Source organism: Polyangium fumosum, from assembly GCF_005144585.1.
GTDB classification, from domain to species: domain Bacteria; phylum Myxococcota_A; class Polyangia; order Polyangiales; family Polyangiaceae; genus Polyangium; species Polyangium fumosum.
The window spans coordinates 483,465-503,686 of sequence record NZ_SSMQ01000001.1 but is presented as its reverse complement, the minus strand read 5'-3'; the positions used below and the strand labels follow the sequence as shown (position 1 = coordinate 503,686).

The window sequence follows — 20,222 nt, the reverse complement described above, 5'->3', positions numbered from 1 at the left end:
GCTCTTTTATTCTTTCGTGGAGAGCGCGAAGCTCTGCGGGCTCGATCCGAAAGCGTACCTGCGTACGGCCATCACCGCGGCGGTGCGCGGGGAGCGAATTCCCCTGCCTCATGAGATAGCCGCTCGGGGATAGAGCGCGAGCCGACGTCGCGTCCCCTCGGTCGTCCGCGTCGAACACCGGCGCGAAGAGAGCGGGCGTGTGTCCCCAGAAAATGTACGCGTATGACGAACGCTGCCTCGCACGAGCGCTTGCGCAGACGTCTGCGCGCGCTTGCTGTCGAAGCTCGATGCGCCCGGCGGCCGGACGAACGCGCGTGCGCGCGGCGCCTGCCACGGCAGCGGGCCGGCGTCCAGACGGGGGTGAGCGAGGTGATACGCTCCGCGCGGTCAGGGTAGGCGTCGGTCCATAACGTCACAACCTCTCGGGCCAACGAAATGGCCAGCCGAGTCATGACGCGTTTCCACGGGTCGGCATCGTGCGGGCCGGGCGCCTGCGCCAGCATAGCTTTTACCAACGGGCTCGCGAGAAGAGCGTCATCCTTTTAGACAGTCGAGTTCGCGTCATCGGCGCCCGCTCCGAAGAGCTCGAGCGCGCGTGCGACCACGACCGCCGCGAGCGCTTCCGGCAACACGTTTGATGTAGTCATCTGCGAACCTTGATCACGCCGCCGAACGCTCGGCTCACCCGCGTGCAACGGAGGGTGCCATCAGGCGCCACGGAGTTGACCGCCGTCGGGCGCAGCCGTGCGTTGGGCGGTTCATGCGGATGCAACCGGCAGAAGGCTTTCATGCGCGATCAACCCCCGAGGAATTCGCTCGTCACCCGCACAAGCTCGTCGGGATGCGTCCAGAGGAGCGCGTGGCCAGCGCCATCGATCATGACGAGCCGAGACCCGGTGATTCCGTCATGGAGCATCTTCGCGTGGTGGAATGGGACCGCGTCATCGTTCGAGGCGGCGACGACGAGCGTCGGACATCTGATCTGGGCCAGGCGGCGCCTGCTGTCGAACGCCATCGCCTCCCTCCACGCGGATACCATCAACTTGTCGTCCTGGTTCGCCATGAGGCCGACAACCCAGTCGGCACGCTCCTTGGCAAGCTGCTTCAATCCTTGTGAGGCGACGAGCTTCGCAAACCGCCTCATGCCAAGGGCGAGGACGAGAAATGGCACGAGGTGGCCTTCGATCCTCTCGCGAAAGGTCGCCATGTTGAAGGCGTAGGTGCATGCGAGCACGAGGTGGTCGCATCGACGGGGGTGGTCGAGGACCAATTGTTGCGCAATTGCACCGCCCTGCGAATAGCCGAGCACCGCGGTAGAATCGATGCCCAAATGGTCGAGCAGGCGCGACAGGTCAGAGGCAAGCTGTGCCGCCGTATACGGCGGCGCAAGTCCCCGGCTCCGCCCGTGGCCACGCAGGTCTGGAACAATCACGCGATGCCGAGCTGCGAGATGTTCGATGACCGGCTCGAACATCTCCCCCGTGATCATCAGCCCATGTATGAGCAGGAGGGGCGGTCCCGATCCGCGCTCGGTGAAGTAGACGAGATCGGAGGGCATCGGAACAGGGCTCATGGCAGCACGTTTCTGGGCGAGAGCCGCCCAACGAATAGCCGTTCTGCCACGGTCCGGGCAGCCTCGCGGCGCTCGGCAGCCCGGACCGTGGTCAGCAACGGCTTGTTGGGCGGCATGCTCGTCTTCTCGTAGCACAGGACCTCGCACGCCGGCAGCGTGCCCCATCGTCCTGGTGGGTGACGAGCGCGATTTCATCCAACAAACTCCCCCCAGAAAGGAATGCGCTTCGCTGCCTTCCATTCCGCTTCGGTTACACTTCCAGCACCGCGCGGGTGGGGCACTTCGAGCAAATCGGCCAACTCGGCCAGTAGCAGGGTCCGAACATCCCGGGCGTAGATGATGATGTCTGACTGGTAGACGGAGAGCACAACATATCCACGCGGGGTGTCTGCCTCTACCAAGTAACGATGCCCCACCACGGGAACGAGGCAAGGCGCCCGGCCGAGCACATCGGCAAGTCGGTGCCGAGCCTCCGCTTCGTCCGAAGGATGCGGGCCCCATTCATCGCGCCACAGACTGTCGTTCAGGACATCAAACACCAAGCCTTCAAGCGGCCACTCGATCGCGTCCGCGATCTGTTCGTCATCCGCGAGCCAGTTGAAGAACGATGGTACCTCGTCTTCGACGAGGGTTTCGTCCGCGAAACCCTCATGGAACATATGGCGGTCTGGCGCGTGCAGGCTTCGCAGGAAGGTCCGGTAGTCACCGGGAAAGTGCAGATTATACTTCCGCTCGGCAGCGGCGATCTGAGCGTCCGTGAGCCCGCCCAGCCAGCGGGTCCCTGGCCACCACGCACAGCCGCCAACACGGGCGCGCTTGAAGGTCTCGAGCGACGGCTGAGGCCACGTCGCCCACGCGCGCTCGCTGCGAACGCGAACCCATTCCAAGAACGGATCGAGATCAACGGGCGGCGTAGATGTCTTCATCAAGCGTGTCCCGTCCGCCCAACGCCAGCTTCTGCCGCGGCGCAGAGCGCGGTTGGCAGTAGACGCTTGTTGGGCTGCGTCATGCTTCCGCCTCCGGTGGCGACAGCGGCTCGTACCGAAATCTTCCGCGCTCATGCACGGGGAGAACGTGCACCAGCATTTCTGCATCGCACGCGCCAATCTCGATAAAATTGGCTCTTGCTTGCCGCAGGGTCATCTTGTTGCAAAGGGAATATCCATCCAACTCATTGCCGATGAACGCGTCATCCTCCCAGAAGCATACCAGGCAAATCAGGCTCATGCCGCGCTCGGGTAGACTCACGTACCCGCAGCAAGGGCATTGCTCGCGCGGCATCGGATCCTTTGGTGCGTACCACGGCATGAATTTCTCCGCTCAAGCTTCGATGGTCATCAACCGAGTCCGCCGGATGGGCAACAAAGCTCAGGCTCAACCGTCGCCGATGACGATGGGGACGAGGCCGGAAAGGTCGATCTGCGTGACGGTGGCAAATCGGACGCTTGGGAAGCGGACAAGGCGTGCAGCGCGACGAAGAATGGGGGGCGCCTTGGGCTCTAGCAGAGGGCGTACGGGTGAGGCGTCGAGATGGTACACCGTCTGTCCCCCGTAGCCGGGGTCTGCATCAAAGGAGTAGAGGCCACAGGAAGCTTCGAGCGACGGGATTCTTGGACACGCCCCTGATTCGCGCCACCAAGCACTGAGGATAGCCTCCGTGACGGGGGGAGCGGATGCGAGGAACTCGTCGGCCGCGTCGACCGCTTGGTAGTCATCGAATACCGACCCAGGCCACGCCGCGTACGGGCCCGTGAAGACACCAAGATGGGAGTCCGCATCGACGGCAAACCAACGCGCCAGAGTACCTTCCACGTCCCTTCGGGTGGTCATGCCATCGTCTCCGTCCGCCTAACGGCGTCCCGGTGTGCGACGAACACGCTGCTCTGCGAGGCGATTCGGTGAACCAAGACGGTGGGCTTCATCAGCGGCATTGTGTTGTTAGGCTCTTGGCGCTGAGACGCGGCCGCCCAGCGCCCCGCGAAGTCTTTCGTAGAGCTGCTTTGCTAAACCGATAGCGGGTAGGCCGGCGACCTGCCCGTCGCCGAGCTCGATGACGGTCCAGCGACCATCCTCGCGGAGGGCGACATCCATGGTGAAGAAGCGACTCCGGACGCGGCTCGCCACGTGGTGCATCCAGTCGCTCGGCGGCGGCGCCGGTGGCGTAGCCAGGTCGCCCCAATAGGGGTGAGCCAGGAGCAGCTCACCATCGAACCAGAACGTGCGCACCTCGGCGGCCAGAGGCATCGCGCTCCGCGGATGACGACCGACGATCTGGAGCGGTACGTACTCCCTGAAGACGAGCCCCTCGTTCAGGTCTTCGCCCTGGAGCTCCATGAATCGCCGGACGACTCTCTCGACGGCGGGTCGGTCCTCGGCGTTCGGGATGAAGCAGGCCTCGTTCCAATCGTGCTTCTGGGATTTCACAAAGTCCTTGACGATGACCGGACCCGAGCCGAAAAGCTGGAGCCGCTCGAACACTTGGCTGAATTCGACCGATCCTTGCACCGGGAGCCACGTGGTCCGCGGGGTGTCACCCTCGAGCGCGGAGTAACTTTCTGGCAAGTGGTGGCAGAACCGATACGCGTCCGGGTCGTTCACCAGGGATACTCCCCGTGCGGTGAGCGCCGCATGGAACGCTGCATAGTGCTGGACACGCATCATCCAGCCCCGATAGACGGCCGTCGCCGGCTGGGTGGGCACATGACGTACCGCCCCGGAAGCGTCGCCTTCCGACACCCTGGTATGGTCGATGAAGGCCGTGGAGAAGCCCGCGTCCTTGGCCGCGGTGTGCTCCTCGGCAAAGTCGGCATCGACCTCGCGGGGATTGAACGGCTGACTGCAAAAGAGGATCATGGTTGTAGAATGAGCTTAACGCGCGGGTGTGCTGCGGGCGTGCTGCGCGCCCCTCTGGCGTGCTCTCGGGAGCACGCCGTCGCCATGCAGCCACTCTTCCACGCACACATTGGCTCATAGCAGCCGCGGCCCAACGCTGCGGTCTGCCGCGAGCGCGAAGCTCACGTCGGCAGCAGCGCTGGGTTGGGCTGCTATCCCGGGGTCACTTGAACCATTTCATCATATGTTCGAGTTGCTCCTTGGTAAACTGCTTTGCCAAGAAGTCGTTGAGTCTCCGAGGATCTGGCTCGGTTCGTACAGGATCGATGACCTCGTCCCATGTCGTGTAATCGTCTGGCTTGTCTGCCGTGATTACTCCGATACCGTGTTTCTTCGCCTCGGCAAAGACCTCGACCAACATGGTCTCAAGGTCTTTCGCGCGTTCGGAGGGCACGTGTGCGAGAACGTATGAGCGGGTTGCTGACCGAAGGTGGGCCAGAGCTTCGTATACGGCAGTTACATCAAGGCCGTCAGCGGTCTTGATCTCAAAGGTGATGACGTCGAAGTGCCGACCAGGAACGTACGGATAGGTCGAAAGTGTGGCAATTGCAACATCCGGGCGAGACCACTTTCCGCCGGTCATCTTGCTACCCTGTTGCGCCGTCACCTGGAGAACGTGGTTGTCAAATCCTGCATCCGCAACCCAGCTCTCGCGAATTACCTTTGCCATCGGCACATAAAGGCTCTTTTCTCGCTCCCATTCGTCTTGTGGAGCAACAGTGGGCTCTGGGATTGTTCCCGCCGCAGCCGCCGGTGCGCCTACGGTTGCATTCAATGCGCGACGAACGCTCCCCCCTTGGCCTCGTCCCAGTTCAAGAACACCACGTTCAGCGAGTCGATTGCGCACAGGCCAATACACGATCGGAGTCCACTGAAGCGTGCGCATTAGTGTAGTGTTGCCAATGGCGCTCCCGTCCTCGGGTACGTGCTTGAGCAGAGCGTGCTCTTGTTCTTCAGGTGTCATTGCGTCCATACCTATTTCGTCAATTACCAATAATTTCTTTGTCTAGCCTCGGCTGTACTGATGCGCCTGCCATTCGGCGTCGAAGGCTATCCAGCGGGCGGCATTCCTCTCAAAGATCGATGATCGACGCTGCGCGACAGCTTCGCGACGCACCTGCTGAGAATTCGCACCATCCAGACCTTGCCTGGGCACAGCGACCTGCGAACCACGATGATCTACACGCACATCGTCGATCGCGGCCCCCTGGGCGCCGTGAGCCCACTTGATCGATGAGAGGCGAAGAGGCGCTGCGCTGCGGATCGGCGCTACGGCTCGCCCCCCCGCGGCGCGAACGTGGCTCGTTGACCAGAAGCTCCCCGCATCACCCAGGCCCACAGAAGTATGGTTCTCACGATGCGAACCCACTCCGCAAGACAAATCCAGGACCCTTCGGCACCACACACCATGCCCCTCTGGCCCCTGCCGATGCTCCGCGCCCGTTCGCGCACCGCTCAAGGATAGCCGGGCGAGCTTCCTCCGGATCCGGCGAGCCGGGGGTAGCTCCTTGATCACGGCGTCGATTGCGTCGTTGATCTCTCCGACGAACCCAAGCGCGCCGAACGCGCGCAGGCACGCTGGAACCCGGGCGCGCCTTCCCCTTTCAAGCCCTGCGACGTGCGCGCCCTCCGCCTTCGCCTCCGCTCATCCGTCGCGCACTTTGACGGCAGGCACCATCCGCGCCTACCATCGCTCCCCGAGCATGCCGCTCCTGCGCTCCCAAGACGTCGATCTCCGCGACCTCGCGCGCGGCGCGCCCACGCTCTCGGACGCGTGGGGCAGCCCCACCGGCGCACGCCTCGCCAGGCTGCTCGGCGTGGGTGGCATGTCGAGCGTGTTCCTCGCCGAGGTCGATCCCGGAAGGCGATCGAGCGCGCTCTCGCCGCTCTGTCCGCCCCGCATCGCCGTGAAGGTCATGAAGCCGGCCATGGTGTCGGACCTCATGCAAGAGGGGATCTTCGCGGGTCAGCTCGCGGAGCGCGAAGCCACGGCACTGAGCCGCATCATGGACCGCACGCCGCCCACCGAGTTCGTCGTGGGCTTCTACGGCATGGGCGAGGCGCCCGTCGACGTGCGCGGTCGGACCGTGAAGCTGCCATGGCTCGCGCTCGAATACGTCGACGGCGGGCCCGATGGATCGTCGCTCGCCGATCGCGTCACGCGCGCGCCCGACGGCTGTGATCCGATCCGCGCCCTGCGCCTCTGCCGCGGCATCGTGGAGGGCGTGCTCGCGCTCCACGACGAGGGCATCATCCACCGCGATCTCAAGCCCGACAACGTGCTCATCGTCGGGCCCATCGGCGACGAGACGCCGAAGATCGCCGACTGCGGCATCGCCCGCGTCGCCGACGCGACCTACACGATCGCCGCGCTCACGCGCGAGTACGCGGGCACCGAGCAGTGGCTCTCGCGCCCCGGCGAGAAGAACCCGCTCATCGGCCCGTGGACCGACGTGCACGCGCTCGCCGCCGTCGTGTGGTTCGTCCTCGGAGGCGAGCACTGGTGCCGCGGGCCCTGGGACAACGGCTTTCTCGTCACCGGCGAGCGCCGATCGCTCGTGACAGCGCCGCGCCTGCATCCCGGCTTCGCCACCGATCGCGCGACGCTCACCGAGCTCGATCGCGTGCTCGGCAAGGGCGCTTCACCGGCCCTGCCCGAGCCGCTACGCAACGAGGAGGCCGCGCATGCGCTCGCCCCGCGCGAGGCGCCTTCCCGCTTCGACTCGGCCCGCGCTTTCGCCGACGCGCTCTTGCCCCTGCTCGAATCGGCGGCCTCGCGCTGGAAGGCCCGCGCCGCCCGCGAGGATCGCGCGACGACCGCGTTCCGCACGACGCAGGCGCTCGCGGCCCCCGCGGTGACGCTGGAGCCGACCGCGGAGATCGTCGAGCTCCAGCCCGTCGAGATCAAGGGTGTGCTGCTACCGCCGCTCCGGCCCGGTAACATCGCGTTCCAGCCCGACGGCCGCGCGCTCGCGCGCTTCGGCGGGCGGCTGATGTACCTCTGGGGTCCACGCGCCTTGCCCATCCCCGTCGGGCCCACGGACGCGCCGATCGTCGCCGCGACGACGTTCGTCGTGCGTGGTCCTCACGCGGGCTTCGCGCTCGTCGGCCCCTCGCACGTGCGGCTCGTGCGGCCCGGTCAGATCGTGCCGCTCGTGTTGCCTCCACGCGAGTGCCCGATCGAAGCCGCGCTCGGGGATGGGCAGACGTTCGCCGTCGTCACGGCAGCCGTCGAGGGCGACGAGGACAGCTTGCCCGAGCTCTGGTTGTGGAACGACGAGGCGTGGTCCAAGCCCGTCGCGCTGCCCCTCTCGGGCCACGTGATCGCGCTCTCCTCGGGCCCTTATGGCATGCTCGTCGTGGGCGCGAACGCGAAGGGCACGCGCGGGCGCGCGTTGTTCGCGAGCTACGACGGGCAGACGACGGTGTACGCGACGGGCGTGCAGGACAAACCCGCGCTGTTCGCGGCGCTTTGCAGCGGCGAGCGCCTCGCGTGGGCGGCGGGCGAAGGCTTCGTGCTCGGCCTGGATCGCGGCGCGGTGATGCCCGAGGAGGTCGAGGCCAAGGATCGGCCGGTGGCGATGGCGCTCGATCCGGTGGGCCTGCCGTGGCTCGTGACGATGTCCTCGGTGATGCGGCGGCAAGCGGGCTCGACGTCGCCGGTCTGGCGGACGATGTACGAGAAGGATGCGGGCGCGCCGCCGCTCGTCGGCATCACGTTCACGCACGAGGGGGCGCGTGTCATGGACGCGCGCGGCGGCGGGGCGAACCTCGTGCCGCGCGACATCGGAAGCTGGCAAAGCACGTCCGCGGTGCTCGATCAGGGCGCGTAGGCCCGATCGCTTGACCACCAACGAAACCTGTGGCTCGACTCGGGGTATGAAGCGCGCCCTCGCCGTCCCCGCCGCCCTCCTCACGCTCGGCCTCGCGTCCGAGGCGCATGCTGATTACGAAGTCTGGCTCTGGTCGGAGAACCGCGTGCCGATCGTCCGGACGGACAAGCCGACGTTCCCCCGCATCGACCTGCGCGTGTACGCCGAGTCGCGCATGAACGGTCGAAGCGGGGGGTTGCACCAGTCGTTCCTCCGGACGGGGCCGCTGTTTTTCTTGACGGACTTCCTGTTCGTGGGGGTCCACGGGACGATTTATGCCGATCGCTTGCCGACGGGTGCATTCGCGCAGGAGGCGCGCTTCGAGTTCGAGCCGAATTTCTTCGGGCGGATCGGCGATTTCACGTGGAACGACCGCAACCGCTTCGAGGCGAGGTTTCGCGATACGGAGACGAGGTATCGGTACCGCAACCAGCTCCGGATCAACTACGCGCCGAAGGGCGCCAAATGGATCCCGTTCGTCTGGGACGAGGTGCTCGTGGACCTCTCGGGGCTCGGCCTGAACCAAAACCGCGCGCTGATCGGCCTCGCGCGCATGCTCTCGCCCCAGACGCGCCTCGACGCGGGCTTCATGCTCCGGAGCCGGGAGGATGCTTCGGGATGGACGCACGACCGGGTGTTTTTCATGGCGCTCTTCTTCGACGTGCAGCCGCCGGGGAAGTGATGCGGGGAGCGCGTGTGCTCCCGGGAAAACGTTTTTCTTGACCGAACCATCGCCCCGGCGTACGCACGCGCTGGTGCCTTCCCTGCTGCACGAGGCGATCGTCGAGCTCTTCAGGAACCGGCCCGTGATGGCCGCGGAGCTGCTCCACGAGGCGCTCGGGGTGCCATTGCCACGCTTCACCGAAGCGCGCATCGCGCCCGCGGAGCTTTCGGACATCATCCCGCGGGAGCTTCGGGCCGATCTGCTCGTGCTCTTGCTCGACGATCGGCCGGTCCTGGTCATCATCGTCGAGGCGCAACTCCAATGGGACCCAGACAAACGATTTGCGTGGCCGGCCTACGTGGCGGGAGCGCGGGCTCGTTACCGCTGTCCTGCGTGCTTGCTGGTCATCACGCCGGACGCGGCGCTGGCGGCGCGTCTCTCGCAGCCGATCGTGCTCGGCCCTGGCGAGGCCTCCGTGACACCCCTCGTGCTCGGGCCGGACGGCGTTCCGGTGGTGAAAGACATCCCCGAAGCGCGGGCAAGGCCGGAGCTGTCCGTGCTCTCGGTGATGGCGCACGGGCGGAGCGAGGGAGGACTCGCCGTGGCCATAGCGGCGCTGGCCGCGAGCGTCGGGCTCGATCCGGAACGCGCCACACTGTACGAGGATCTCGTGCTAACCTCCCTGAGCGAGGCAGCCCGGACGGCCCTGGAGGAACTCATGACGATTCCGAACTATGAGTATCAGAGCGAGTTCGTCCGCAGGTATGTCCAGCAAGGTCGCGAGGAGGGACGCGAGGAGGGACGCGAGGAGGGACGCGAGGAGGGACGCGAGGAGGGCAAACTCGTCCCGCTCGTGCATCTGTTCGAGCGCCGTCTGCGCCGTCGCCTGAGCCCCGAGGAACGCGCGCGGCTGGCCACGCGGGTCCGCGAGGAGGGGGCGGACCGCGTCAGCGACCTCATCCTCGACCTGTCGGCGGAGGCGCTCGGCGCCTGGCTCGTGGTCGACGACGAGCGCTGACGACCCGCGAATGCAGCGCGGGCGGGCCCGCCGACGTCCCCACGCGAGCGTCGCCGTGACGATGCGTTTTACGCGGCAAACCCGAACGAGAACGGCCGATTGGTTGACCGCGGAGCTCAACCAGAATGGCAAGGTCACGACCCGCTTCGTCACGCGCACCGACGCAGAGGGCGCGTTCGTGATGCGCCATTACGCCTACACCAGCGGCGGCCTCTCCGGCGTGTTCGAGGTCCCCGTCACCGTGCGTATCGAGGGTGTGCTCACGAAGCTGTGATCATGCCCCGGTATTTCCAGGCGGCCGCACAGCACCCGACGGGCCCCGCGCGCTGGCTCTTCCGTCGCTCTCGTACGTCGTTTCGAGCTTACGTCGGCTCCATTTGACACGCCCCCCTGGCCTCGCGAGAATGTCCTCCCTGGCATGTCGAGCGCCCTGCCCGAAGCTGTCCGTCGGCTGACCGATCTCCCCGATGCCGAGCGGCGCATCGGGGCGTTCTGGCTCGTGCGACAGCTCGGTCGAGGTGGCTTCGCGCCGGTTTGGCTGGCCGAGGAGACCGCGGGCACGACGAAGCTCCGGCTCTCGGCGGTGAAGCTCTTCGCGCTCGACGCGGGCGGCGAGGCCGGAAGGCAAGCGATCATCGACGAGGCCGCGCGGCTCTGCCGCGTCGAGCACCCGAACGTCGTTCGCTTCTACCAGCTCCCCGTCGACGAGGCGCGTGGCGTCATCGGGCTCGCGATGGAGTACGTCGCGGGCGAGTCGCTCGGCGAACGGCTGCGCGACAAGCAAACGCTCTCGGTGCGCGAGACGATCGACGCCGGCATCGCGATCGCCTCCGCCCTCGTCGCGGTTCACGGCGCCGGGCTCGTGCACCGCGACATCTCGCCCGCGAACGTCGTCGTCGACGCCGCGCTGCTCGGGACCCCCGCGGCGTACAAGTTGATCGATTTCGGCATCTCGGCCGCGTCGCCGACGTCGACGCCCGGACAAACCATTCCCTCGATGCGATCGAAGATCCCGAGCGCGCCCGGTACGCCGGGTGATCGCCCGAGTGATCGGGGGTTTCGTTCGCCGCTCGAGGCGATCGGAGGCAAACGCGGGTTCGTCGATCCTGTCTGCTGGCGGGATCTCTCGCCCGCGACGAGCGCGAGTGACCTCTATGCGCTCGGCGCGGTGCTCTTCGTGTGCCTCGTCGGTCGGACGCCCGCGGCGGGCCGAGGCTCGCTCGACGAGGAGGTCCTCCACGGGCGAAAGCGGCCGCCGCGTCTCGCCGAGCTCGTGTCGGAGCTGCCGGCCTCGCTCGGGGATCTCGTGGAAGCGCTGCTCGCCCCCGCGCCGGAGGAGCGGCCCCGATCGGCCGAGATCGTGGCGATCGAGCTCGAACGTATTCGCAGCGCGCTCGTCGGTCGGAGGCGCGCGCTCCCGCCGGAGGAAGACGGGCCGTTTCGCGGGCTCGAACGTTTCGAGAAGGAGCACCGCGACGTGTTCTTCGGCCGCAGGGTCGAGGTCGCGGCGGCGCTCGAAGTCTTGCGCACACGCGGGCTCGCGGCGCTGCTCGGCCCGAGCGGGAGCGGCAAATCGAGCCTCGCGCGCGCCGGCATCCTGCCCGCGATCGCCGACGGCGCGCTCGGCGGTCCGCGGCAATGGGAGACCGTCCTGATCTCGCCGGGCACCGACCCGCGGCAGGTCCTCACGACGGCGCTCTTTCACATGGGCATCGATCCGCGGCGCTCGCCCGAGGAGGCGGCCGCGCAGGTCGAGGCGTGGCTCGCGCAGAGCAAGCGCGGGCTCGTGCTGCTCGTCGATCAGCTCGAAGAGATCGCCACGCTCGCGCAGGGCCCCGCCGGCAAGAGCCAGACGTGGACGCTCGACCTGCTCTCGCGCCTCGGCGAGCGCCCCTGGCCGGGCCTGCGCGTCGTGGTGACGGCGCGGCGCGACCTGCTCGATCCGATCCTCGCGCACGAGCAGGTCGGCCGCGTGATCACGCGCGGCGCGGTGCTCGTCTCGCCGCTCGGATCGGCCGCGTGGGGCGAGGTCGTCGACGCGGCGTTCGAGAGCTACGGATACTCGTTCGAGGATCCGCGGCTGCGCAAGGAGCTCATCGAAGCGCTGGAGACGACGGCCGGATCGATGCCGCTCGTCGAGTTCGCGCTGCGCGAGCTTTGGCGCAGCCGCGATCGCGCGAACAAGCTCGTCACGCGATCGTCGCTCCGCGCGATCGAGTTCTCCGGCGCGCTCTCGCGGCACGCGAACGAGACGCTGGATCGCGCAGTGAAGGAGGCGGGCACCGAGCGCGTGGTGCAACGCGTCCTGCTCTCGCTGACGACGCCCGCGGGGGCGCGCATGACGCGGCCGATCGGTGACCTCGTGCGCGAGATCGGCCCCGCCGCGCGCGCGGTCGTGCAGGTCTTCGCGGAGGCGCGGCTCGTCCTGCGCGAGACCGAGCGGCGCAAGGACGGCGAGGTCGAGCTCGTCACGCTCGCCCACGAGGCGCTGCTCGTGCACTGGGGCAGGCTCCGGGACTGGGTCGCGAGCGAGCGGGAGGAGCGGCTCGTCATCGAGGATTTCGAGGACGCGGCCAAGGTTTGGGACGACAAACCGGACCCCGAGCTGCTCTGGCGCAGGCGCCGCCTGCTGCTGCTCGAAGAGATCCTGCGCGTGCGGCAGCTTCGCCTCGAAGGCGCGGCGAAACGGTTTTACACGGCCAGCGTCGCGGCCGCGCAGCGGAGCCGCATCATCGTGGGCGTGGTCGGCATCCTCGCCGGCGCCATCGCGCTCGGGGCGGGGACGGTGTACGTCGACCTGGAGGCCAAGCGCGCGCAGGCCGAGGCGGACACGGCGATGGCGAAGGCCGAGGCGGCGCTCGCGCTCGCGCGGGAATCGAAGGCGCAAGCCGACCGGGAGCGGGCCGTCTCGGGGCAAAAAGAGGCCGAGAAACGCGAGGCCGAGGTGAAGGCGGCGCTCACGGCGCTGAAGCTCGTGCAGGGTTCGCTCGCGCTTCAGGCGAAAGCGTCGGCCTCCGAGCCGAAGGAGCCCACGGCGCTCGATTCGAGCGTCGTCCGCCAGCTCGACGAGTACATCGTCAAGCAGGAGCGCGACAACGCAAAGCTTCCCGAGCCGCTCGAAGATCTTTTGCGAGAAACCGAAAACATCCCGCCGCCCGTGGTGGAGCCCGGACTCACGGGGCCGGTGACGGTGCTGCCGCCGCAGCCGCGCGGCGGCCCCGTGGCGCGGTCGGTGGTGCCCGGCGAGGCGTACTCGAAGCTGTCACAGGCCAAGGTGGTCGCGTCGTCCTGCAAGCGCGAGGACGCGTCCGAGCCGAAGGGCAATGGCAAGGTCGCGCTCGTCCTCGACCCGAACGGCACGGTCTCGGCCGTCTCGCTCGACGAGCGTTTCGTGGGGACGAAGGTCGGGGCGTGCGTGGATCGGGCGTTCCGGCAGGTGAACGTGCAGCCGTTCGAGGGCAAGCCGTTCACGGTGATATGGTCGTTCGCCATTCCGTGATAGAAGCGATGGCATGAACCATCGACTTCACTTCGGCTCGATCGCGATTCTTTCCGTGCTGTTCGCCGCGTGTGGTCTCGGGAGTTATCAGCCGCCGACGGGGAACGGGGGCGAAGGGGGTGAGGGCGCGGGCGGTGGGGGCACAGGCAGCAACGGCAACGGGGGCAGCGGAACGGTCACCTCGAGCGGCGTCGGCGGCAGCGGAAACGGCGGCAATGGTGGCAGCGGGGGCAGCATGCCGACTTGCAATGACAGCAAGCCGGGCTGCGTGCAGCACTGCGAATCCGAGGTGGTCGCCGAGCCGTTCTGCAAGGGCTCGACGTGGGTTTGTCCCATGGGCACGATCCCTCGTGACGTCTGCAAATCCGCGGGCGGATGCTGTGCGAACACAGATCCGCAATGCCCGGAGGGGACCAGGTGCATCAATGACCGCTGCAAGGAGCGGCTGTCATTCCCGTCCTGCTTCATCGACAACGATTGCCCGACCTCGATGCCGTATTGCATCGGAGCCCAGGTATGCGCTTGCATGGCGGAGTGCCTCCTGCCGGACACGCCGGGGACATGCATGCCACAGTGACCCGAATCGCGGTCGATCCACCGGATGGGCCTGCCCCCGGTTCCGTGATACAATCGGGGGCATGGACCATCGACTTGACTTTGTTTCGATCGCGATCGTTTCGTTGGGGTTCGCCGCGTGCGGGCTCGGAAGTTACGAGCCGCCCTCGGGGAACGGCGGCGAAGGGGGTGAAGACACAGGGGAAGGCGGCAGCGCCGGCCAGGGCGGCAGCAGTTCCAGCAGCGGCGGCATGGGCGGCGTAGGCGGCGGCAATGGCGGCACGGGCGGCATCGGGGGTGGTCAAGGGGGCAGCAACGCGGGCAGCGGTGGCGCGGGCGGAGGCTCCATCCCGTGTGGCGTAGACAAGCCGAAGTGCGCGCCACACTGCCAATCCATGGAGACCACGGCTCCCCTCTGCGTGAGTGGCAAGTGGGAGTGTCCCCCGGGCACGATCGATACATCGACATGCCCGGGCGTGGACGGTTGTTGCATGAAGCAGTTGGATTGCCCGATCACGAATACGTGCGCCGGGACCCGCTGCAAGGAAAAGGTGCCGCTGCCGAAGTGCTGGGCCGACGTGGATTGCATCGGGGGCACGTGCGCGGGCGCGATCATCTGCCCCTGCGACCAGACCTGCTTCAGCCCGGACATGCCGGGGGAGTGCAAGTTCTGACCGTTCAACCGCCCGCGTGGTCCCGGAGCCACGCGACGACCTGATCTTCGAGCCCGCCCGGCCCGGGAAAACCGAGGTCGACGCGGGCCGGAAAACCGACGTGCCCGCCGCGATCGATCCAGCGCACATCGAGCGGCGGGCGCGCGCCGGAGAGAACGGGCAGCAGCGTGTGGGCAGGGACCATGGGATCATGCTCGGCGGCCACGACGAGCGAGGGGACGGCGAGCGTCGCGAGGCGCGGCGCGACGCTCGACTCCCCATAATAATGGTCGGCGCCGCGGAAGCCGAAGCGCGGCGCCACGATATGCTCGTCCCAGTCGCGGATCGTGGCGATGCGGCGCGCCTCGGCGAGCGGCAAGGGGACGGGGCGACGGCCGGCGACCTCAGTATAAATCTCTTTGATGGCCGACAGGACGTGGCGTCGATACAAGAGCCGCCCAGGCTCGTCGATGGCGCGCGCGCCGACGAAGAGGTCGAGCGGCGGGCAAACCGCGGCGACAGCGCGGACGCGGGCGTCGAGGGTCGATTCAGTCGCGGCGCGGAGGACGATGTGCCCGCCGAGCGAATATCCGAGGAGGAGAATGCGCGAATACCGGGCGAGGTCCGCGCTCGCGAGGGTCGCGTGGAGGTCCTGGGTGATGGCCGCGTGGTAAATGTCCTCGCCTGTGCGGTCGGAGCCCCGCAGATTCACGCGTAGGCTCGCGATCCCGGCCGCCTCGGCGGCGCGCGCGGCCGAGAGCACGTAATGGCTGCGGACGTCGCCCCCGAGGCCGTGGACGACGACGAGCAGCGTCTCGGAGGGCGCGTGGTGCAAGCGGCCCGAGAGGCGGATGTCGCCGTATTTCGCGTCCGGGACCGTCAGCCGGAACGGCACCGACGCGGAGACGCGGCGCGGCGCGAGCGTGTGCCGCGCGACCGGCGCGATGGTGAACCAATGACCGAGGAACGAAAACACCCGGTTTTTCCCGTCGCCCATGCCATTCACGAGATCGCGACCTCCTCACCGGCGCGATGGCAGCGTTTCCTCCCGTCGGGGCCGAAGGCGTACACACCATCGCCCGCGCCGACGCTCACGGCCCGGCGCGGCGCGAGGTCGAGCAGGAGGAGCGAGCGCTGGTTCAGGCCGACGCACGCATGATGGCGGAACCTCCGCGCGAGGTACGCGAGGTTGTCGGGGTCGTCCGTTTGAATGCGCTCCATGCAATGCGGGAAGATCTGGATGTCCTGCACGATGCCTAGGCCGCGGTCGTAGAGCTGGAAATCACGCGGGGTCTCGGCGAAATCGTCATACACGATGACACGCTCGCAGAGGACCATCGCGCCCGCAGAGACGGCGACGATCTGCGCGCCGCGCCGCAAGGCCTCGACGAAGACGTCGCGCAGGCGGAAGAACCGGAGCGCGCCGAGCAGGAGGTCGAGGCGGCCGCCGAAGAGGAAGATGTTGCTCGCGGAGAGGATGCGCGCTTCGAGCCGCTCCTTGGCGGCGCGAAACGCCGGGTGGTAGAGGGCGCCGGCGGCGTCGAAGGCGCGGCGCTCGATATCGCCGAAGAGCTCGAAGAGGTGGTCGTCGTTCGATTCGAGCGTGCGGAACGCGCGCCGGAGCTCGCGCGCGAGGGCGTGGCGGGCGAGCGCGCGCGGGCCCGTGGGGTGGGTCATGTCGGCGAGCAAGCTCTGGAGATCGGTGTCGGGTGCCTCGGATTTCGCCTCGCGCAGCGTGCGGCGGAAGAGGTCGATCGTATGTGCGTTGTGCTCGAGGTAAAACCTTCGCGCGGTGGCTTCGGCGCGGCGCAGCTCGCGAAACGCCTCGGCGAGCTCGGGCGCCTCGGCAAGGACGCCGTCGAGCTCGGACAGCAAGGAAAGGTTCTCGTGCGCGCGGTCGAAGCCCTCCTCGAAGACCGAGGGGAAGCCCGCGGTGTTGAGCGCGCGCTTGACGTGCGCCTCGTCGTACTCGTGCTCGGCCCAGCCGGCCGTCACGAGCAGGGTGCGGCGCGTGGCGGCGACGGCCGGATCCTTGTGGCGAGACGTCGCGAGGAATGGGGCCGCGGCCCGAACGAGCCATTCATCGGACTCGGCATTGCCGTTGAAGAGGATGGCGCCGCGCATGCGGGGCGGATTGTACACGAAAGCGGCGGCGAGGCGAAGCCCGTGCGCGCGAAGAGCGACCCGGTTCAGCGGGGAGGCCCGACCCACACCCCGTTCAGCATGACCCGACGGACGTCGCGCAGGGCGGAGAGGTCCTCGCCAGGGTTGCCGCGGACGAGGATCAAATCGGCGATTTTGCCGGGTTCGAGGGTCCCCAGCCGGTCCTGGATACGAAAAAATCTCGCGTTCTCCAGCGTGGCGGCCGAAAGGATCTCGCCCCGGGAGAGGCCAGCCTCGTAGAGGAGCTCCATTTCGCGGACGTAAGCATCTCCGCGCTCGGCGTGGGGTACCGCAGAATGGGAGCCGACCACGATACGCACGCCGGAGCCGTGCGCGCGGCGGACGAAGCCGAGCATGTTGGTGAAAGCGCGGGCCTCGACGTCGTTGCTCCCGGGGTCGCCCGGGCGGCGTTCGAAAATAGCGAGCGTGGGCGTGAAGAAGGTGCCCTCGGAGACGAGCAGGTCGAGGATCGCCCGAACGCGCGGGGAATCCAGGTCGACGTTGCTCCAGAGCGCATAACGAGTCGGGCCACGGGCGGCGTTGTCCGCGAGGACGGCCTGTCGAAAATCTTCTGCCTCACGGAGCGGCACGATCGCGGTGCCGAACGAGGTGACGTGCTCCACGCCATCGAGCCCGGCGCGCACGGCGTCGCCCGCGTCCGCGATTTCGAGGTGCGCCGTGGTGATGAGGCCCCGCTCGTGGGCAGCCTCGTTGACGGCGCGGATGGTGCCGAGGGGCAATCGATAATAAATCTTGATGGCCGACGCGCCCTGGTCCGCGAGGCGATGGACGGCGGCGCGCGCCTCGGCTGGATCGAGGACGATGAGCGCGTCCTTCGGGTGCGCGGGCGGGGGCGCGTCGAGGTGCGGCCCGGTCAAAAAGAGGCGTGGAATCGGGGCGGCGGAAGAGCGCACCGGGTCATACGCCTCGATCCATGCGCCCGGGTCGCGCAGGGAGGTCACGCCGCGCTGGAGAAACAGGGACGGCAGGGGAATGTCGCCGTCGAGGTGAAAATGGGCGTCGATGAGGCCGGGCATGACGGATTGTCCCGTGGCATCGACGATCTCCGCGCCCGCGGGGATGTCCACGGAATCGCGCGGGCCGACGGCGAGGATACGCCCCTCCCGGACGACGACGACCGCGTCGGGCACGGGCGGCGCGCCGCGCCCGTCGAAGAGCGTCGCGCCCGTGATGGCCAGGGTTCGGCCGGCGGGAGCTTCGGCGACGCGATTGATCTCCCGCGCAGGCGGCAGGAAATCCATCCGTCCGCCGATATCGTACTGCGCGATCGCCGGGGTCCCGACGCACCCGCCCGCGACGGCGGTGATGCACAACATCCTGGCAATCCGGGGCATGATGGACCTCCTGGGCCAACGCGCCACGATAGCGCGCTCGCCCAGGAAATCTAAGCCGGCGAGCCGGACCCGCGAGCCCACCGTCCGCGCTTCATGCGGAAAGCGCGAGCAAGGCAACTCCCCTGCCACGCCGGGCCGCGCCCCCTGGCACAGAATGGCCAAGGGGACAAAACCGTGCTCCTCGAACGGAAATTCTGCGCGGCGTGGGGGCGGGATCGGTTAGATTGGGTAATCGTGGGCGGATCATCGATTCGCTCCTCGAACAAGGAGCACCTGTATGACTTGGCATTATGATGCGGACGTGGTGATCGTCGGAGCTGGGGCCGCGGCGCTCGCGGCGGCGGTGGCGGCCGTGCACGAGGGCGTATCGGTGCTCTTGCTGGAGGCGGGCCCGCAGCCCGGAGGCACCGCCTCGATATCGGGTGGCGCATTCTGGATCCCCAACAACTCGCTGATGCGCGCGCAGGGCCTCATGGATCCGCGCCTCGACGCGCTGAAGCTCATGGCTCGCCTCTCTTATCCGTCGCTCTACGACCCGGCGGCGTCCCATCTCGGCCTGCCGAAGCGCGAGTACGATCTGCTCGCGGCGTTTTATGATCACGGCTCCGACGTGATCGACGAGCTCACCCAGCTCGGCGCCCTGTTCCCCATCATCTACCCGGGTTTTGGCTTCTCCCCGAGCCCGATCTCGGATCCGGACTACCACGCCGGCCTGCCCGAGAACGTATCACCGTATGGGCGCGTGCTCGGCAATGCGCCCCCGGGCCTGGTCGGATGGCCGGGCTACCTCCTGACGCAGTCGATGATCGATTGGCTCCAAGCGAGGCACGTCCCCATTCGCACGAACCATCGGGTCGTCGGCGCGATCCAGAAGAAGGACGGCGAGGTGGTCGGCGTGGAGATCGAACACCACGGCGCGCGCAAGCGGGCGCGGGCGCGGCGCGCGGTCGTGTTCGCGACGGGCGGCTTTTCGCACGCGCGCGGGAAGGTGCTCGGGTTGCAACGAGGACCGCTCTTCGGCACGGGCAGCGTGCCCACGGGCAAGGGCGACTTTTTGGATATCGCCGCGAGCCTCGGCGCCGCGATCGGGAACCTGTCGAATGGATTTTATTTTCAGCTCGCGATCGAGGAAGCCGCGGCGCAGAACGGCCACGTCACGAACGTCGGCGCGATCGCCTTTGGAGTCTATGGCGACAGCACGATCCTCGTCAACAAGTGCGGGCGCCGGTGCGTCAACGAGAAAATGCCTTATCACGTCCGGGCGCAGAGCCATTTCCTGGCGCTCGGGACCGACGAGCCGAACCTCGTTCAGTTCATGATCTGGGACGAGGCCGTGGCCCAGGAGCCAACGTCCTGGCCGTGGCGTGGCGTCGTGCCCGCCCCGGGGACGTTGCCTCCGTTCGTGATCAAGGCGAATACCCGCGCGGCGCTCGCCGCGGCGATCGACGCGCGTCTCGACGCGCTGCGCGGCCAGCGGTTCGCGGCGAGCGGCGTCGTGCCCTCCGTGAAGCTCGATCCGAATTTCGTGACGAATCTGGATGCCACGATCACACGCTTCAATGGCTTCGCGGCGACGGGCGTGGACCTCGATTTCCAGCGCGGCGCCACGTCGTTCGAGAATGCCTGGCAAGGGCCGTCGCGCAGCGTGACGGCGAACCGCACGATGCATCCGATGTCGGCGAGCGGGCCTTATTATGCGGTGATCCTCGGCGCCGGGACGCTCGATACCTGCGGCGGCCCGATCACCGGGACGGACGGGCGTGTGCTCCGGCCCGATGGCACGGGGATCCCGGGCCTCTTCGGCGCCGGCAATTGCATTGCATCCCCGGCCGGCCGCGGATACTGGGGCGCGGGCGGGACGATCGGCCCGGCCCTCGTCTTTGGCTTCCTCGCCGGAAAAAAGGCGGCGCACGAGCCCGTGCACCCGCTCTGAGAGGCCGAATACGTGCATACATTACCAATGTTCATGGAAGAGGCA

At 67.6% G+C, this 20,222-nt stretch carries 16 protein-coding genes and 1 pseudogene; 9 read left to right on the top strand and 8 right to left on the bottom strand.

Annotated elements, in window-relative coordinates; all coding sequences use genetic code 11:
- Positions 1-796: 796 nt before the first annotated feature.
- The 5 genes from E8A74_RS51750 to E8A74_RS02040 all read right to left on the bottom strand — a co-directional run bounded on the left by E8A74_RS51750 (position 797) and on the right by E8A74_RS02040 (position 5,438).
- On the bottom strand, positions 797-1,573 hold the full coding sequence (locus E8A74_RS51750) for an alpha/beta fold hydrolase (protein ID WP_170228782.1): 777 nt from the start codon (positions 1,571-1,573) through the stop codon (positions 797-799).
- Between the two features lie 191 nt (positions 1,574-1,764).
- Positions 1,765-2,499: an SMI1/KNR4 family protein gene (locus E8A74_RS51745; protein ID WP_170228781.1), complete on the bottom strand. Its 735-nt coding sequence runs from the start codon at positions 2,497-2,499 to the stop codon at positions 1,765-1,767.
- A gap of 79 nt (positions 2,500-2,578) precedes the next feature.
- Complete coding sequence (locus E8A74_RS02050; RefSeq protein WP_269749844.1) at positions 2,579-2,854, bottom strand: CPCC family cysteine-rich protein; 276 nt, start codon at positions 2,852-2,854, stop codon at positions 2,579-2,581.
- A 657-nt stretch (positions 2,855-3,511) separates the two neighbouring features.
- Positions 3,512-4,426 carry an ATP-grasp domain-containing protein gene (locus tag E8A74_RS02045; protein ID WP_136927165.1) on the bottom strand — a complete coding sequence of 305 codons (915 nt, stop codon included), beginning with the start codon at positions 4,424-4,426 and terminating at the stop codon, positions 3,512-3,514.
- Between the two features lie 202 nt (positions 4,427-4,628).
- On the bottom strand, positions 4,629-5,438 hold the full coding sequence (locus E8A74_RS02040; protein ID WP_136927164.1) for a hypothetical protein: 810 nt from the start codon (positions 5,436-5,438) through the stop codon (positions 4,629-4,631).
- 117 nt (positions 5,439-5,555) lie between these two features.
- Between E8A74_RS02040 and E8A74_RS02035 the strand changes: the two are divergent.
- From E8A74_RS02035 to E8A74_RS51740, 8 genes and pseudogenes are all read left to right on the top strand, one after another.
- Positions 5,556-5,702 (top strand): annotated as a pseudogene (locus E8A74_RS02035) (tyrosine-type recombinase/integrase); the annotation flags it as partial.
- A 466-nt stretch (positions 5,703-6,168) separates the two neighbouring features.
- On the top strand, positions 6,169-8,298 hold the full coding sequence (locus tag E8A74_RS02030) for a protein kinase domain-containing protein (protein WP_136927163.1): 2,130 nt from the start codon (positions 6,169-6,171) through the stop codon (positions 8,296-8,298).
- A gap of 46 nt (positions 8,299-8,344) precedes the next feature.
- Complete coding sequence (locus E8A74_RS02025; protein ID WP_170228780.1) at positions 8,345-9,019, top strand: DUF2490 domain-containing protein; 675 nt, start codon at positions 8,345-8,347, stop codon at positions 9,017-9,019.
- Positions 9,020-9,092: 73 nt separating this feature from the next.
- A complete protein-coding gene (locus E8A74_RS02020; RefSeq protein ID WP_136927161.1) occupies positions 9,093-10,019 on the top strand; it encodes a hypothetical protein in 927 nt (308 codons plus the stop codon).
- Between the two features lie 55 nt (positions 10,020-10,074).
- Positions 10,075-10,293, top strand: coding sequence for a hypothetical protein (locus tag E8A74_RS02015; RefSeq protein ID WP_136927160.1), 219 nt, complete (start codon positions 10,075-10,077; stop codon positions 10,291-10,293).
- A 144-nt stretch (positions 10,294-10,437) separates the two neighbouring features.
- Entirely contained in the window at positions 10,438-13,518 is a 3,081-nt protein-coding gene (locus E8A74_RS02010; RefSeq protein WP_136927159.1) for a serine/threonine-protein kinase, read from the top strand.
- 13 nt (positions 13,519-13,531) lie between these two features.
- On the top strand, positions 13,532-14,095 hold the full coding sequence (locus tag E8A74_RS53750) for a hypothetical protein (protein WP_211365263.1): 564 nt from the start codon (positions 13,532-13,534) through the stop codon (positions 14,093-14,095).
- A 61-nt stretch (positions 14,096-14,156) separates the two neighbouring features.
- Positions 14,157-14,747 (top strand): hypothetical protein, encoded by a 591-nt coding sequence (locus tag E8A74_RS51740; protein WP_170228779.1) that lies wholly within the window; start codon positions 14,157-14,159, stop codon positions 14,745-14,747.
- A 4-nt stretch (positions 14,748-14,751) separates the two neighbouring features.
- Here the strand turns inward: E8A74_RS51740 and E8A74_RS01995 are convergent, their stop codons facing one another.
- The 3 genes from E8A74_RS01995 to E8A74_RS01985 form a co-directional block, all read right to left on the bottom strand.
- Positions 14,752-15,723: an alpha/beta fold hydrolase gene (locus E8A74_RS01995; protein WP_136927195.1), complete on the bottom strand. Its 972-nt coding sequence runs from the start codon at positions 15,721-15,723 to the stop codon at positions 14,752-14,754.
- Between the two features lie 5 nt (positions 15,724-15,728).
- Positions 15,729-16,850 carry a Type 1 glutamine amidotransferase-like domain-containing protein gene (locus E8A74_RS01990; protein WP_136927157.1) on the bottom strand — a complete coding sequence of 374 codons (1,122 nt, stop codon included), beginning with the start codon at positions 16,848-16,850 and terminating at the stop codon, positions 15,729-15,731.
- A gap of 65 nt (positions 16,851-16,915) precedes the next feature.
- Positions 16,916-18,244 (bottom strand): amidohydrolase family protein, encoded by a 1,329-nt coding sequence (locus tag E8A74_RS01985; protein WP_232379327.1) that lies wholly within the window; start codon positions 18,242-18,244, stop codon positions 16,916-16,918.
- A gap of 277 nt (positions 18,245-18,521) precedes the next feature.
- Here E8A74_RS01985 and E8A74_RS01980 point away from each other — a divergent pair, with 277 nt between their 5' ends.
- Complete coding sequence (locus tag E8A74_RS01980) at positions 18,522-20,177, top strand: FAD-dependent oxidoreductase (protein ID WP_136927156.1); 1,656 nt, start codon at positions 18,522-18,524, stop codon at positions 20,175-20,177.
- Positions 20,178-20,222 lie beyond the last annotated feature (45 nt).